This is a genomic window from Streptomyces sp. NPDC006691 (assembly GCF_042869955.1).
Taxonomy (GTDB): Bacteria; Actinomycetota; Actinomycetes; order Streptomycetales; family Streptomycetaceae; genus Streptomyces.
Genome location: NZ_JBIAGW010000018.1, coordinates 65,462 through 80,667, shown reverse-complemented (window position 1 = coordinate 80,667; position 15,206 = coordinate 65,462). Strand labels below are relative to the sequence as shown.

General features: G+C 72.5%; 10 protein-coding genes. 3 read left to right on the top strand and 7 right to left on the bottom strand.

What is annotated here, in order from left to right:
- Window positions 1–43: 43 nt before the first annotated feature.
- Window positions 44–1,012 carry a hypothetical protein gene (locus ACFYNP_RS30230; RefSeq protein ID WP_388411067.1) on the bottom strand — a complete coding sequence of 323 codons (969 nt, stop codon included), beginning with the start codon at window positions 1,010–1,012 and terminating at the stop codon, window positions 44–46.
- Window positions 1,009–4,554: a DNA polymerase III subunit alpha gene (locus ACFYNP_RS30225; protein ID WP_388789905.1), complete on the bottom strand. Its 3,546-nt coding sequence runs from the start codon at window positions 4,552–4,554 to the stop codon at window positions 1,009–1,011. The genes ACFYNP_RS30230 and ACFYNP_RS30225 overlap by 4 nt, the downstream gene beginning before the upstream one ends.
- Window positions 4,555–5,038: 484 nt before the next feature.
- On the opposite strand from ACFYNP_RS30225, the gene ACFYNP_RS30220 reads away from it, so the two are divergent.
- Both ACFYNP_RS30220 and ACFYNP_RS30215 read left to right on the top strand, forming a co-directional pair.
- Window positions 5,039–6,055, top strand: coding sequence for a DUF3533 domain-containing protein (locus ACFYNP_RS30220; RefSeq protein WP_388789902.1), 1,017 nt, complete (start codon window positions 5,039–5,041; stop codon window positions 6,053–6,055).
- A complete protein-coding gene (locus tag ACFYNP_RS30215) occupies window positions 6,052–6,705 on the top strand; it encodes an acetate uptake transporter (protein WP_388411059.1) in 654 nt (217 codons plus the stop codon). Before ACFYNP_RS30220 ends, ACFYNP_RS30215 begins: the two co-directional genes overlap by 4 nt.
- A 97-nt stretch (window positions 6,706–6,802) precedes the next feature.
- On the opposite strand, the gene adhE is transcribed toward ACFYNP_RS30215, so the two are convergent.
- The 5 genes from adhE to ACFYNP_RS30190 form a co-directional block, all read right to left on the bottom strand.
- Window positions 6,803–9,424, bottom strand: a complete 2,622-nt coding sequence (adhE, locus tag ACFYNP_RS30210; protein ID WP_388789899.1) for a bifunctional acetaldehyde-CoA/alcohol dehydrogenase — start codon at window positions 9,422–9,424, stop codon at window positions 6,803–6,805.
- Between the two features lie 219 nt (window positions 9,425–9,643).
- Complete coding sequence (locus ACFYNP_RS30205; protein WP_388790047.1) at window positions 9,644–10,597, bottom strand: slipin family protein; 954 nt, start codon at window positions 10,595–10,597, stop codon at window positions 9,644–9,646.
- Between the two features lie 184 nt (window positions 10,598–10,781).
- Window positions 10,782–11,609 (bottom strand): aminoglycoside N(3)-acetyltransferase, encoded by an 828-nt coding sequence (locus ACFYNP_RS30200; RefSeq protein WP_388789896.1) that lies wholly within the window; start codon window positions 11,607–11,609, stop codon window positions 10,782–10,784.
- Entirely contained in the window at window positions 11,590–13,785 is a 2,196-nt protein-coding gene (fxsBH, locus tag ACFYNP_RS30195) for a radical SAM/SPASM protein FxsBH, inactivated beta-hydroxylase extension form (protein WP_388789894.1), read from the bottom strand. Before fxsBH ends, ACFYNP_RS30200 begins: the two co-directional genes overlap by 20 nt.
- Window positions 13,786–13,926: 141 nt before the next feature.
- Entirely contained in the window at window positions 13,927–14,100 is a 174-nt protein-coding gene (locus ACFYNP_RS30190; protein WP_388789891.1) for a hypothetical protein, read from the bottom strand.
- Between the two features lie 207 nt (window positions 14,101–14,307).
- Between ACFYNP_RS30190 and ACFYNP_RS30185 the strand changes: the two genes are divergently transcribed.
- Window positions 14,308–15,204, top strand: a complete 897-nt coding sequence (locus ACFYNP_RS30185) for a DUF4231 domain-containing protein (protein ID WP_388789888.1) — start codon at window positions 14,308–14,310, stop codon at window positions 15,202–15,204.
- Window positions 15,205–15,206 lie beyond the last annotated feature (2 nt).

Below are 15,206 nucleotides of genomic sequence, written 5' to 3'. Positions count from 1 at the left end.
GCCGGGCCAATGCGGGCGCGGGGACCGCGCGGGCCGGGTCGGTTCAGGCCGCGTCGGACAGTGAGCCCGGAATGACGGCGCGGGGGCCGAACTTGGCCCGGGCCAGGTCGGCCACCGCTTCGATGCGACGGGCCCGCTCGTCCTCGGGGGCGAACGTCAGCTGGTGGGCGGTGTGTTCGGCCGCCATCAGCCCCTCGGCCCGTAGCGCGATGCCGCGGACCCTGGCTCGTTGCAGACCGAGCGCCGCGTGGAGGGCGCGGGCGAGGTCGGCCAGCGCGGGCGAGTGGGCCGTGGGCTCGTGCAGGCCGCGGGTGCGGGTGGTGGTGGACCGGTCGGCGTAGCGCACGGTGAGGGTGAGGGAGCGGCACGCCTGACCGGATCCGCGCAGCCGGACGCCCAGCTCCTCGGCGAGGGAGAGGAGTGCCCGATGATGACGTACCGGGTCCAACTCGTCGCGGGGGAAGGTCCGTTCGGCGGCCAGCGAGCGGGCGGAGGCGTTCGGCACGACGGGGGTGCGGTCGATGCCGCGGGCGCGCTCCTGGAGGTCCCGGCCCTGCCGGGCGCCGAGGATCCGCTGGACGGTGCCCGGCGGCGCCGCGGCGAGGCGGCCCGCCGTGTCGAGTCCGTACGCGCAGAGGCGGCCGGCGGTCGAGCGGCCGACGCCGTCGAGCGCGCGGACCGGCTTCGCGGCGAGGTACCGGTCCACCTCGCCGGGGCGGACCGTGCGGGTCGTGCCGGGTCCGGCGTCCCGCGCGGCCATCCTGGCCAGCATCGGGTTGGGGGCGAGCCCGATGGCGCAGTCCAGGCCGAAGTGGGCGAGCGCGCGGACCCGCAGGACGGCGGCGAGTTGTCCGGCGTCCTGCCCGAAGTACTTCTCGGCGCCGCCCAGGTCGGCGAGGAGGCCGTCGGGCGGGAGTGCCTGGACGACCGGGGTGAGGCCCTCGGCGAGGGCGACCAGCGCGGGCAGCGCCGTGCCCGCCTCCGCGAGACCGAAATGTGCACAGAGGATCATCCCGCACTCCCCGGGCTCGAATGCCACAACTTCCGCCCGGTGGCGGCCCGTTCACCCGCGGGTTGCAGGTCGGCCCAGGGGTTCAGTTCGTAGCCGGTGGACAGGTGGATGCGGCGGCCGTTGTCGGCGGTGGGCGCGGTCGCACCGTCGGACGCGGGGCCGGCCTCGGCCCCGCCCTCGGGCCTACCCCCGGCCTCGGCCCCGCTCCCGATCCCCGCCCCGGGCCCGGACTTGCCGCCGTCCGAGGCTCCGGGCCGGGACGCCGGCTCGGGTGGGGTCGCGAGACGGGCCGAGACCGCGTCCAGGCCGCCCTCGCTGCGCAGTTCGACGAGTTCGGCGAGGTTCCAGGCGCGGGCGCCCACCACGCTGAGGCTGCGCGGTCCCCGCCGCTGCACCACACCCCGTACGAGGAGGAGCCAGGAGTGGAAGACCGTGTAGGCGCAGGCATCGTGGCTGTCGTCGAAGAAGGCCAGGTCGACCAGGCCCGTGCCGTCGTCCAGGGTGCTGAAGACGACCCGCTTGCCGGAGCGGATCGGCGGCGTCTGGGTGGCTGCCTTGGCGCCCGCGACCAGAACGGTCTCGCCGTGCTTCGCGTCGCGCAGCCGCCTGGCGGAGACGACGCCGAGTTCGTCGAGGAACGCGGTGTGGTCCTCCATCAGATGGCGCGAGGCGTCCATGCCGAGGACGCCGAGTTCGGCGCTGAGCCGCTCCGCGTCGTCCAGGTCGGGCAGTCCGGCGCGGGCCGTCAACGTGCCGCCGTCCAGCGGGAGTTGACCGCCGGGGGCGCGGCGGGAGCCGTGCAGTTCGGAGAGGTGGAGCAGCAGGTCGCGGCGGTTGGCGCCGAACGCGTCGAGCGCGCCGATCCGGGCGAGCCGTTCGGCGACCGGGCGGCCGGGCCTGGCCCGCTGCCAGAAGTCCCGCAGCGAGACGTAGGGCCGGCCGGCCTCGATGCGCGCGCTCTCGGCCTCGCTGATGCCGTGGACGTCGCAGAGCGCGAGGCGCACTCCCCACTTACCGGACACCAGTTCGATTGTGTGTGCGACCGAGGACCGGTTCACATCCACCGGCAGGATCGGCACCCCGCGCCGCCGGGCGTCCGCGAGCAGCAGCCGCTTCGGGTACATCCCGGGGTCGTGGGTGAGCAGCCCGGCGTAGAAGGCGGCCGGGTGGTGCGCCTTGAGCCAGGCCGACTGGTAGGTCGGCACGGCGAAGGCGACCGCGTGCGCCTTGCAGAAGCCGTACGAGCCGAAGGCCTCGATGATCTCCCAGGTACGGGCGATCACCTCGGGCGAGTAGCCGCGCTCCTGGGCGAGCTGGGCGAACCAGACCTTGATGTGCGCCTGCAACTCCGGGTCGGAGAGCCCGCGCCGCACCCGGTCGGCCTCGCCCCGGCCGCAGCCGGTCATAACGTTCACCATCTCGATGATCTGCTCGTGGAAGACGACCACGCCATAGGTGTCGCGCAGCGCGTCCGCCAGGTCGGGGTGCGGGAAGCGGACCGGGGCGCGGCCGTGCCGGGCCTCGATGAACGGGCGCACCATGTCGGCCGCGACCGGCCCCGGCCGGAACAGCGAGATGTCCACGACGAGGTCGTGGAAGGTCGACGGCTGGAGCCGGCCGACCAGGTCGCGCTGGCCGGGGGACTCGATCTGGAAGCAGCCCAACGTCTCGGTGGAGCTGATGAGTTGGTACGTCCTGGCGTCGCCCGGCGGGACCTGGGCGGGGTCGTCGATGTCGAGCTCCTCCCCGGTGGCCCGGCCGATCTCGGCGACCGCGTGGGCCATCGCGGACTGCATCCGCACCCCCAGGACGTCCAGCTTGAGCAGCCCCAGATCCTCCACGTCCTCCTTGTCGAACTGGGACATGGGGAAGCCTTCGCCACTGGTGGGCATCACCGGGGTGCGGCGCAGCAGCGAGGCGTCCGACAGGAGCACGCCGCACGGGTGCATCGCGATGCCGCGCGGCAGGGCGTCCAGCGCTTCGACGAGCTCCCAGAGCCTGCCGTACTTCTCCATCTCCCCTGCCAGGGAACGCAGTTCGGGCAGTTCCTGGAGGGCGGTGCGGGCGTCGCGCGCCCGGATGTGGGGGAAGGACTTGGCGATCCGGTCGGTGACGGCCGGGTCCATGGACAGGGCGGCGCCCACGTCGCGGATGGCGTGCCGCACGCGGTAGGTCTCGGGCATGGCGACGGTGGCGACGCGCTCGGTGCCGAAGCGGTCGATGATCGCGCGGTAGACGTCGAGCCGACGGGCGGACTCGACGTCGATGTCGATGTCGGGCAGCACCGGGCGCCGCTTGGACAGGAAGCGCTCCATCAGGAGCCCGTTCTCGATCGGGTCGGCGTGGGCGATGCCGAGGAGGTGGTTGACGAGCGAGCCCGCGCCGGAGCCGCGCGCGGCCACCCGGATGCCCATCTCCTTCACGTCGTCGACGACTTGGGCAACGGTGAGGAAGTACGAGGCGTAACCCCAGTGCGCGATGATGTCCAGTTCGTGGTGCATCCGCTCCCAGTACGTGCGCCGGCCCGCGTAGCCGCGCAGCACCATGCCGGCCGCGGCCCGGGAGGCGAGGACCCGCTGGGGGGCGCGGTGGGCGGCGCCGACGAGATACGGCTCGGGGTAACTCGCGGTGCCCATGCCGAGGTCGTCCTGGGGGTCGACCAGGCATTCGGCGGCGGTCTCCTCGGTCATGGCGAGCAGCCGGTGGGCGACGTCGCGCCGCCAGCCGGCCGCCTCTGCGACCCGCTCGGCGATCTTGAACATGGCCTCCGGGTCCTTGAGCCAGCGCTCGCCGCTGTCGAACGGTGCCCGCACCGGAACGAGGCGCCGCGCGGCGTCCAGTACGTCGGCGACCGGGCCCTGGCCGGGGTCGGCGTAGCGCGCGGCGTTGGTCAGGACGGCGCGTACGCCCTGTTCGGCGGCGAAGCCGACGGTGCGGGCGGCCAGCCGCAGGGAGCCGGGGCCGGTGCCGCGGAGGCCGTGGTGGACGGCTTCCAGGCGGAGGGCGTCGCCGTAGATCTCCCGCCAGGGGGCGAGCAGGCGCGCGGCCCGGTCGGGGCGGCCGGCGCTCAGTGCGCGGCCGATCTCGGAGGCGGGGCCGAGCAGCACGGTGAGCCCTTCGGCGGGCAGGTCGGCGTGGGTCAGGAGCGGGCGGCCCCCGGCGGTGTGCGCCGCGCTGACCAGGCGGCAGAGCTCGGCCCAGCCGGCCGCGCCGTCCCGGGCGAGGAAGGTGACGCGGGGGGCGGATTCGTCGACGAACGCGCCGCCTCGTACGGGGGTGCGCCGGGCGGGGCCCCGGCCCGGCCCGGCCCCGGTGTTCCCGAGGTGTTCCGGCACGGCGAGCTCGGCCCCGAACAGGGGACGGATCCCGGCCTCGGCACAGGCCTTCGCGAAGCGGACGGTACCGGCGAGGGTGTCCCGGTCGGTCAGGGCGAGGGCGTCCATGCCGCGCTCGACGGCGCGCTCGGCCAGCCGTTCCGGGTGTGAGGCGCCGTAGCGGAGGGAGAACCCCGAGACGGTGTGCAGATGCGTGAACCTTGGCATCCGCGCCTCCTACCGATTGCCGAGCCGTCTCTCACCCCCTCCCTTCAACCATAGACCAGTTCGAACGTGCGTGCGACACACATGTTCGAATCCCGGTCCGGCCCCTCCGGGCGGGGTTGCGACGGGGTGCCCCCGGTCGGCCTCCCCCGCCCCGACCCACTGTCGAGTACGAGCCGTACGTGGCCGCTCGCGCCGTTCCCCGCGCCCCCAAATCCCTTTTCGTCCTCGCGCCACGCGTGGCTGTTCGCGCCGTTCCCCGCGCCCCCAACCCCCTTCCCGGCTGCGGACCGTGCCCGCTCCTCGCGCAGTTCCCCGCGCCCCTGTGGCGACCCAGCACCCCTCCCGGCCGCGCCCACCGCGGCGAAGCCGCGCAAACGTCACAGCCCCGCGCCCGTGTGGGCGGCCCCAGTACCCCGGAGGGCCCCGGTCAGTCGTTTGGGTCAGCCCGACTGCGGGGGCGACCGGGGCAGCGGAGCGTGGGGGCATGACATTCGTCGACGAGGTGAAGAGCGCCGTCTCCGTACGGGCCGCCCTGCTGGTGATCGGCGTACTGGGGCTGATGGTCGCCTTCATCGCGTCCTACGCCGGCGCCTTCCACAGCCCGAAGCCGAAGGACATCCCCTTCGCCGTGGTCGCCCCCGCGCAGATCCAGGGGCAGCTCACCAAGCAGCTGGGCGCGCTCCCCGGCACGCCACTGGACGTGCGCACCGCGAAGGACGCGGCGGACGCCACCCGCCAGCTGCGCGACCGCAGCATCGACGGGGCCCTGCTGGTGGATCCGCGGGGCACCACCGACCGGCTGCTCGTGGCGAGCGGCGGCGGGGCCTCGCTCGCGCAGGCCGTGGAGGCCATCACGACGGCCGCCGAGAAGGCCCAGCAGCGTACCGTCGAGGTGACCGACGTCGCCCCGGCCGCCGCGGGCGACTCCCGCACGCTGTCCGCGTTCTACCTCGTCGTCGGCTGGTGCGTGGGCGGCTATCTGTGCGCCGCGATCCTCGCGATCAGCGCGGGCGCCCGGCCCGCCAACACCCATCGCGCGCTGATCCGGCTCGCGGTGCTCGCCGTGTACTCGATCGCCGCCGGGCTGCTCGGCTCGCTCATCATCGGACCGGTGCTCGGCGCGCTGCCGGGGAGCTACCTGGGCCTCGCCGGGCTCGGCGCGCTCGTCGTGTTCGCGGTGGGCGCCACCACTCTCGCCTTCCAGGGCCTCGCCGGAGTCGTCGGCATCGGCCTGGCGATCCTGGTCATCGTCGTACTCGGCAATCCGAGCGCGGGCGGCGCCTACCCGTATCCCCTGCTGCCGCCGTTCTGGCGGACGATCGGGCCGGGCCTGCCGCCCGGCGCCGGCACCTGGGCGGCCCGCTCGATCGCCTACTTCCGGGGCGAGGCGGTCACCGGCCCGCTCCTGGTGCTGTCGGTCTGGGCGGTGGCCGGCGCCGTCATCACCATGGTGCTCGCCGGTCTGCGCCGCGACCGTGCCGAGAGGCCGGTGGGCGTGTGAACATCCCCCGCCGCTCCGGCCCGGCCGAACAGGCCTTCTCCGTAAGGCGGATGGAACCGAGCGCGCAGGCACAGCTCGGTCCGCTCGGCCTGACCGGGTTCATCGTGGTGACCACCATCGCCACCGGCATCGACGCGGGGGTCTTCCCCGAGAAGCTCGCGGCGTCCGTGGTGCCGCTGGTCGGCTTCTTCATCGGCGGCCTGGCCCAGCTGCTCGCCGGACTCTTCCAGGCCCAGCGCGGCGACACCTGGCACGCCACGGTCTTCGGCGGCTTCGGGGTGTTCTGGATGGCGAAGGCGCTGATGCTCCAGTGGGTGACACCGGCGCTCGACCCGTCGCTGCGCGGCGACGCGATGGGGCTGTTCACCCTGCCCTGGGTGTTCGTGGTGTTCGTGCTCTGGCTGGGCAGCTTCCGCATCCATCTGGCACTGCTCTCCACCTTCACCTGCGTGCTCGTCGTCTTCGTCGGGCTCGTCTGCAACGGGTTCACGGGCGAGGTGGTCTGGAACCGGATCGCCGGGTGGGCCGGACTGTGCGCGGCGCTCGGCGCGACCTATCTCCTCGCGGGGCAGATCCTCGCCTCGACCTGGGGCCGCCCGGTGCTCCCGATGGGCCGCTTCCTGTCCCCGCCCGACCACCCGGAGACCTGACCGGCCGGACGCCTGACCGGCCGGCCGGAGACACGATGCGGGGCCGCCCCGTCGAAGGGCGGCCCCGCATCCGGCGGACCTGGGGACGTGAGGCGGCCTACTTGCCGTAGTACGCCCGCGTCATGAGCTCCTTCATGTCGTCGATCATCGGCATCCGCGGGTTGGCCGGGGCGCACTGGTCTGCGTAGGCGTTCATCGCCTGGACCGGCAGGGCCTCGATGAAGGCGGTCTCGTCCACGCCCTCCTCCTGGAAGGAGGCGGGGATGCCGCACTTGGCGCGCAGTTCCTCGACGGCCCGGGCGTAGGACTCGACGCCCTCCTCGGGGGTCGCGGCCGGCAGGCCCAGCATCTTGGCGATCTCCTGGAAGCGCTCCGGGGCCCGGTAGACCTCGGCCTTCGGCCACGGGGTCGCCTTGCCGGACACCTGGCCGTTGTGCCGGATGACGTGCGGCAGGAGCAGCGCGTTGGTGCGGCCGTGGGCGACGTGGAAGGTGTTGCCGAGGGTGTGTGCCATGGCGTGCACCAGGCCGAGGAAGGCGTTGGCGAAGGCCATGCCCGCCACCGTCGAGGCGTTGTGCATCTTCTCGCGCGCCTCGGGGTCGGCGGCCCCGTCGACCACACAGCGCTCCAGGTTCTCGAAGATCAGCTTGATGGCCTGGAGGCAGAGGCCGTCGGTGTAGTCGTTGGAGTAGACCGAGACGTACGCCTCGGTGGCGTGGGTCAGGGCGTCGAAGCCGGAGTCGGCGGTCACGGTGGCGGGCAGGCCCATGGGGAGCACCGGGTCGACGATCGCGACGTTCGGGGTGAGCGCGTAGTCGGCCAGCGGGTACTTCTGCGCGGCCTCCGGGTCGGAGATGACCGCGAAGGGGGTGACCTCGCTGCCTGTTCCCGAGGTGGTCGGGATGGCGACCAGCTGGGCCTTCTCGCCGAGCGCCGGGAACTTGTAGGCGCGCTTGCGGATGTCGAAGAACTTCTCCTTCGTGTCCGCGAACTCGACCTCCGGGTGCTCGTACATCAGCCACATGATCTTGGCGGCGTCCATGGCCGAGCCACCGCCGAGGGCGACGATCGTGTCCGGCTCGAAGTCGCGCATCATCGCGGCGCCGGTCCGGACCGTCGACAGCTCCGGGTTGGGCTCGACGTTGTCGATGACCTGGAGGACGACCGAGCCGGGACGGGCCTGGAGGATGTCGCTGACCTTCTGGACGAAGCCGAGCTTCCCCATCGTCTTGTCGGTGACGATCGTGACCCGCTTCAGGCCGTCCATCTCGCCGAGGTAGCGGATGGAGTTGCGCTCGAAGTAGATCTTCGGCGGGACCTTGAACCACTGCATGTTGTTGTTGCGCCGTCCGATCCGCTTGACGTTGACGAGGTTGACCGCGGAGACGTTGTTGGACACCGAGTTGTGTCCGTAGGAGCCGCAGCCGAGGGTGAGCGAGGGCAGGAAGGCGTTGTAGACGTCGCCGATGCCGCCGAAGGTGGAGGGCGCGTTCACGATCACGCGGATCGCCTTGACGCGCCTGCCGAACTCCTCGGCCAGCTCGTCGTCCTCGGTGTGGATGGCGGCGCTGTGGCCCAGACCGTGGAACTCGACCATCTGCGCGGAGAGTTGGAGGCCGTGCTCGGTGGAGTCGGCCTTGAGGGCGGCCAGGACCGGGGACAGCTTCTCGCGGGTGAGGGGTTCGCCCTCGCCGACCTCCGCGCACTCGGCGATCAGGATCGAGGTGGTCTCCGGCACCTCGAAGCCGGCCTGCTCGGCGATCCACTGCGGGGACCTGCCGACGACCGAGGCGTTCAGCTTGGCGCCCGCGCAGTCGCTGGCGAAGGCGGTGGTGCCGAAGACGAACTCCTCCAGCTTGGTCTTCTCGGCCGCGCTCAGGACGTACGCGCCGAGCCGCTGGAACTCGGCCAGACCCCGCTCGTACACCTCCTGGTCGAGGATGACGGCCTGCTCGGAGGCGCAGATCATGCCGTGGTCGAAGGACTTGGAGAGCACGATGTCGTGCACGGCCCGGGCGAGCTTGCCGCTGCGGGTGACGTACGCCGGGACGTTGCCCGCGCCGACGCCGAGGGCGGGCTTGCCGCAGGAGTAGGCGGCCTTGACCATCGCGTTGCCGCCGGTGGCCAGGATCGTGGAGACGCCCTCGTGGTTCATCAGGAGCCCGGTGGCCTCCATCGAGGGGGTCTCGATCCACTGCACGCAGCCCTCGGGCGCCCCGGCCGCGATCGCGGCGTCCCGCACGATCCGGGCGGCCGCGGCCGAGCAGTTCTGCGCGGAGGGGTGGAAGGCGAAGACGATCGGATTACGGGTCTTCAGGGCGATCAGCGCCTTGAAGAGGGTCGTCGAGGTGGGGTTGGTGACCGGGGTCATCGCGCAGATGACGCCGACGGGTTCGGCGATCTCGGTGATGCCGTTCAGCTCGTCGCGGCTGATCACCCCGGCGGTCTTGAGGCCACGCATCGAGTTGACGACGTGCTCGCAGGCGAAGAGGTTCTTGACGGCCTTGTCCTCGAAGAGGCCGCGGCCGGTCTCCTCGACGGCGAGCCGGGCCAGTTCGCCGTGCTCGCTCAGCGCGGCCAGCGAGGCCTTCTTGACGATGTGGTCGACCTGCTCCTGGGTGAACGTCTCGAACCGGCCGAGGGCCTCCTGGGCCCCGCGCACCAATGTGTCGACGACGGTCTCGGCGGTCGTGACGTCCTCGGCGTTCTTGGCCTCCATGGCAGGAACTCCTTCTTGTCGAGCGCTAGGAGCATTGCGGGCGTTGCGATGCTTTTCCGATGTCTCAATTCGACACCTGTTCGCGGTGCTCGCGGGCCCGACAAAGCCCTGTTCCCGAAGGCAGAAGGTCCTTTCAATTGACCGGCCGTCATCCGAAATGCGGCGCTGAGCTGCACTGACAGCTCAGGACTTAAGACCCATGCGCGCTTGTGAAAACTTTCACAAGTTTTTCGGAGGGTTGTTTTCTCCGCCCTCGCCCACGATCTCCGAATGCGCCTGCGCCGCGGGAATCTCCGGCGCGGCCGACGTTTCGGCGGGCGCTGCCGGGGGCTCGGCGGGCGCTGCCGGGGGTTCGGCGGGCACGGCCGGGGCTCCAGTGGGCGCTGCCGGGGCTTCGGCCGGGCCGGCCGGTGACGGCTGGGCGCGTTCCAGGAAGCGCAGGAGTTCCACCGGGAACGGCAGGACCAGCGTGGAGTTCTTCTCGGCGGCCACCGCCACCACCGTCTGCAACAGCCTCAGCTGGAGAGCGGCCGGCTGCTCGGACATCACCCCGGCCGCCTCGGCCAGCTTCTTCGAGGCCTGGAGTTCGGCGTCCGCGTTGATCACGCGGGCCCGGCGCTCACGGTCGGCCTCGGCCTGGCGGGCCATCGAGCGCTTCATCGTCTCCGGCAGCGACACGTCCTTGATCTCGACGCGGTCGATCTGCACGCCCCAGCCGATGGCCGGGCTGTCGATCATCAGCTCCAGGCCCTGGTTGAGCTTCTCCCGGTTCGACAGGAGGTCGTCCAGGTCGCTCTTGCCGATGATCGAGCGCAGCGAGGTCTGCGCCATCTGCGAGACCGCGAACTGGTAGTCCTCGACCTGGATCACCGCGTCCGCCGGATCGATCACCTTGAAGTAGATGACCGCGTCCACCCGGACCGTGACGTTGTCCCGGGTGATGCCGTCCTGGGCGGGCACCGGCATCGTCACGATCTGCATGTTCACTTTCCGCAGCCGGTCCACGAAGGGGACGATCATCGTGAGTCCGGGCCCGCGCACCGAGTCCTTCAGCCTGCCGAGCCGGAGCACCACCCCGCGCTCGTACTGCTTGACGACGCGGGCCGCGGCCAGCGCGTAGAGCACCCCGCCGGATCCGACGGCGATGCCGGCCGCCACCAGTGCCTCGACCATCACGGCCCCCAAGGGTCCGAATCGGACGTGTACCTCGACGGTAACTCCGCATCACCCCCAGGGGGAGGCCTGCGCCGGGCCCCCTGTCCGCGAATGGTCTGCGGCCGGACGGGCCGGAGCGCCGGCCGGTGCCCCGAACACCCGGCAGGAGGCCCCGGGCGGCCCACCGGGCACTCACGGGCTCTCACGGGCTCCCACCGTCCCTCCCGGTCGTCGCTCGGGGCCGGTGGCGGACCATCCAGGCCACCGCGTGCTCGACGGCCGCGCCGATCGGGAAGAGCCGGGCGGTGCGGCGCCCCAGCGGGCCTTGGCGCAGCCGGGCCGCGGGGAAGTCGTCGCCGATGCGGGCGAAGTCGCTGTCGTCGAGGTCGGCGTCCTGGTACGCGAACCACCTCGCCGCGCCCCCTTCGTCCCTGATCACCGCCCGGTAAGTGCGGGTCGGCGCGGCGGGCACCAGGTATTCGGCGTGATGGAAGGCGGAGCACACCGCGAAGCCCACGTTGACGAGGAGCACCTGGGCGTCGGCCGCGACGAGCTTGGCCAGCGGGGACTCCGGGCCGAAGTGGCAGTCGAGGGCGTGGCCCTTCATGAGCTCGGCGGCGCGGGCGCCGAGCGCCGCGAAGGAGGTCTGCGGGTGGTCGCTGCGGACGGCGCCCTCGGTGGTCCTGACCCGTTCGGCGAGGCGTCCCGTGCCCGGGGACGGGGTGTGCTCGGGGTCGAAGGGCGGCATCGCGGCCCGGAACGCCACCGGGTCGGGGGCCTCGCGCAGGAGGGCCAGATGGGCCGGCGAGGTGTCGGAGTTCTCGGGGGTGAACGCGGGGACCACCAGGGTGCCTTCGGGGCCGAGCACCGTGCGCAGCGCGTCCAGGAGCACGGCGCTGCGCAGCCCGGTGCCGCGCAGCGAGGCGTGCACGAGGAGGATGCCGCCCTCGCGCACACCGAGGGCGCCCAGTTGGCCTGCGAGGTCCCCCGCGGTGTGCTCCCCGTGGTCCTCAGCGGTGTTCTCGGGCACGCGTTGCCTCTTCCCACTCCTGGCGCAGGGTCTGGACCAGGCGCCTTCCGGTGACGGTGAGTTCGGCCGCCCGCTCCAGCGAGTCGAGGGCCGGACCGAGCCCCGCCAGGGCCGGGGCGTCGCCCGTGTGGGCGGCGACCGCGACCCCTTCGAACGTCTCGGCCAGCAGCCGGGAGACCGGGACCGGCCCCCGGGGCGACGGATGCTGCCACGCGCCGTCCATGTCGTACAGGTCCGCCACGTCGAGCAGGGCGCGCAGGGTCGCCGCGCGTCCCCCGCGCAGCAGGGCGATGTCGAGCGCGCGGTCCGTGAGACCGAGGGGCAGACCGAGCGCGCCGAAGCCGTGCCGCCCCACCGCGGGATCCGCCCCGCCGGCCAGCGGGGTGAAGGTGGTGAGGGGGCCGGGCGGGGCGCAGGGAGGGACGGCTTCGGCGAGGCGGGCGCGGGCGCGGGCCACCCGGCGCCCCCACTCGCGCGCCTGGTGGGCATCGAGCCGGGGCGACACGGGGGTGCCGAAGCAGTCGCGGTAGGGGTCGAGGTCGTCGACGATCAGGTCGTCGGTCCTGGTCAACGGCCGCCACTTCGGGGCGGGTCGGCCGGGACGGGGCACGTGGTGCTCGGCGTGGGCGTGCCGTACCGAGAAGCCGTGCCGTCCGACGGTGACCTCGGCCAGCCCTTGGGTGCCGGGGTCCCCCAGGCTCAGCTCCCCCAAGGTCGGCAGGTACAGCCGGCCGTCGGACCAGGGGACGGCGAGGCTCAGCGGGACGCCGTCGTGCACGGCCGCGGCGACCGTGCACGCGGCGAGACGCCGGGCCGCGATCCCGGCATCGGGACGCCCCTCCTCCAGCGCCGCCAGGGCGTCGAGCAGCCGGCCGCGGGTGTACGGGGCGGCCAGGGCGGCATCGAGCCCCGGGCCGTCGAGCGATGTGGTGAGCTCCCAGATCCGCGCCCAGTCCGGTCCGCCCCGCCCGTCGAGCGCGGAGTGCAGCCGGGCCAGCAGGAGCCGGTTCAACTCCAGTGCTTCCTCGGCCAGTCGGGCCGCGTCGAGGAGATCGTCCGGCACCGGCGTGCGGGCCTCGATGCCGTGCACCAGGGCCATCAGGTCGGGGCAGTAGACCGAGGGGTTGTCGAAGCCGCGGTCGGCGCGGTAGCGGTGGGTGTAGTGGCCGCCTCCGCAGGAGCGGACGACGGGGCAGCGGCGGCACTGCGCGCCGACTCCGGCGAGGCCGCGCTGGCGGGCCCGCACGCCGGGGTGGGCGGCGACCGCGTCGAAGTCGTCCCGGAAGACGGAGAATCCGGTGGCGGCGGCGCCCTCGTAGGCCGACTTCAGCGAGTCGACCTGTTCGAGCGAGCCGTCGGTCTCCACGACGACGATGTCGGCGGGGGCAAGGCCCAGGGATTCGGTGAGGCTGGGCCCGCCGCGCAGGGTGGAGAGCACCGAGTCGAAGAGCCGCACCGGGACCGTCCGGCCGCCTTCGTCCCAGCGGTCGAAGACCGCGAGCAGCCAGTCCGCGTAGGGCGCCGGGGCGTCGCCGGGCCGTTGGGGCGGGGTCTCCCAAGTGGCGTGCGGAAGGAGGTAGTCGATGCGCGGCGGGTCGAGTCCCACCAGGGCGTCGTGCACGGCGACGGGGTCGTTGGCGAGGTCGACGGTGCAGAGCAGGCCGAGGAACAGCGGCCGGTAGCGCGGCTGTTGGAGCAGTTCGACGGCGGCCAGGACCTGGGGGTGGCTGCTGCGGCCGTCGGCGAACCGGCGGTGGCGGTCGTTGGCGGCGCGGTCGCCGTCGAGGGAGATGCCGACCTTCACGCCGAACTCCGCGAACAGGTCCAGGTAGGGCGGGCCGAGGAGCACCCCGTTGGTGTGGATGCGCAGATCGAGTTCCGCGACCGGGGTGACGGCGGCGGTCAGTTCCTCGCAGACGCGCCGCAGTCGGCCGGGGCCGGCGAGCAAGGGCTCACCACCGTGCAGAATCACCGATACGGACGGCAGACGGTGCTTTTCGGCATGCTCGGCCAGCCGTCGGGCGGTGTGCGAAATAACGTGGTCGGAGACCGCCCGGGGCTGTTCGCGCCAGGTCTCGTCTCCGGCTTCGTAGACATAACAGTGATCGCAGGCGAGATCGCACCTGCTGTGCACCTTGAGAACGATCTCGCGGAATGGGACCAGGGGTCCTGTCATTGCGCCAGTTTAGCGAGAACGGGAATGGGGGTGTCCGGTCCGGGAGTTCTCGCGCTCCCCGCCCGGACGACCTCGTGCGGCCCGCCCGTCACCCGTTCCCCGCCGGGCACGCCCGGCGGGGCCTTGCCGCCAACTCCGGTGTCAGAGAGCAGAGTTGAACGAGGCGCCTTCCCTGCACGGGTGGCCCGATGCGGGCACCACCCTGGCGATCTTCTTCTCGGCGGCCGGGTCCGAACCCTTCGCGGCCAGCTCGGCCAGCGGCACCCGGGCCTTCTTCTCGGTGCTGAATGAGACTGTATTTACGGAGGTTTTCACGTTCGTCCCTGGGGTGAGTGATAACCGCGCGTGGACAGTGGCACCGGCACATGCACCGTTGCAGTGTCGGCAGGACGACTTTACTCTCATCCCCAGCGGGGGGTGGAGTGCGCAAAGGGGGCGCACAACTGCCTTACCCGGCACAGAATTCAGGTATAACCGCAGACGGGGGTGCATGTGACGGCGATTCCCGGCCCACTGCAGAGCATGGTCTTCCGGAACGCGGATCTGCCGGGCCTCTTCCACCACGCGGACACGCTGGCGATCGGCCGGCAGCAGTCGGCGGTCAAGCTCACCCGCACCCAGCTCTCGCTCCTGGTCGTCGGGGCGGCCGCGGCGGCACTGCCGCAGGTGCGCACCGGCTCCGGCCTCCAGCTGCTCAGCGCCGTGAGCGCGCTCGCCTACGCGGGAGTGCTGCTGGCCACGTTCGGGGCGGCCCGGCGCCATGCCGCCTCGCACTGGCAACTCAACCGTTCCGCCGCCGAGTTCATCAAGTCGATGTGCTGGCGCTATGCCGTGCACGGCGCCCCCTTCGACCTGAGCGCCCCGGATCCGGACGGCCTGTTCGTCGCGCGGGTCGAGGAGGGCCTGCGCGAGCTGAAGAAGGTCGGCTGGCGCGACCCGCGCGAGGAGGGGGAGCTCGCCGCCGGGGGCCTCGTCACGCCGGGCATGCGGGAGTTGCGGGCCAGGGCGTTCAGCGTCCGCAAGGAGACCTATGTGCGCGACCGTCTGATCGAGCAGCGCAACTGGTACCGGCGCCGCCAGGAGACCTCGCGGCGGGCCACCCGGCTGTGGTCGACGGCGATCACGCTGCTCACCCTCCTCGCGCTCTTCCTCGCCGTCCTCGGGACCTTCTCGGTCGCCCAGCGGGCGGACGTCGCGGGCCTGCTGTCGGCCTCGGCCGCGGCCTGTCTGGCCTGGAGCGAGATCCGCCGCCACCAGCCGCTGATATCGGCGCACTCGCTGGTGGAGCAGGATCTGATGGAGATGCACGTGGCGATGGAGAACACGGTGACCGAACGGCAGTGGCCGCAGGCCGTGTACGAGACCGAGCGCATCGTCTCGCCGCAGCACACCGACTGGCTGGCCCGGCTGCGGAGTTGACG

Bases quoted from the DNA above. Each gene is read 5' to 3' on its own strand.
- ACFYNP_RS30225 (WP_388789905.1), bottom strand. From the start codon at position 4,554: ATGCCAAGGTTCACGCATCTGCACACCGTCTCGGGGTTCTCCCTCCGC.
- ACFYNP_RS30230 (WP_388411067.1), bottom strand. From the start codon at position 1,012: ATGATCCTCTGTGCACATTTCGGTCTCGCGGAGGCGGGCACGGCGCTG.
- ACFYNP_RS30205 (WP_388790047.1), bottom strand. From the start codon at position 10,597: ATGGTCGAGGCACTGGTGGCGGCCGGCATCGCCGTCGGATCCGGCGGG.
- adhE (WP_388789899.1), bottom strand. From the start codon at position 9,424: ATGGAGGCCAAGAACGCCGAGGACGTCACGACCGCCGAGACCGTCGTC.
- ACFYNP_RS30185 (WP_388789888.1), top strand. From the start codon at position 14,308: ATGGTCTTCCGGAACGCGGATCTGCCGGGCCTCTTCCACCACGCGGAC.
- ACFYNP_RS30220 (WP_388789902.1), top strand. From the start codon at position 5,039: ATGACATTCGTCGACGAGGTGAAGAGCGCCGTCTCCGTACGGGCCGCC.
- fxsBH (WP_388789894.1), bottom strand. From the start codon at position 13,785: ATGACAGGACCCCTGGTCCCATTCCGCGAGATCGTTCTCAAGGTGCAC.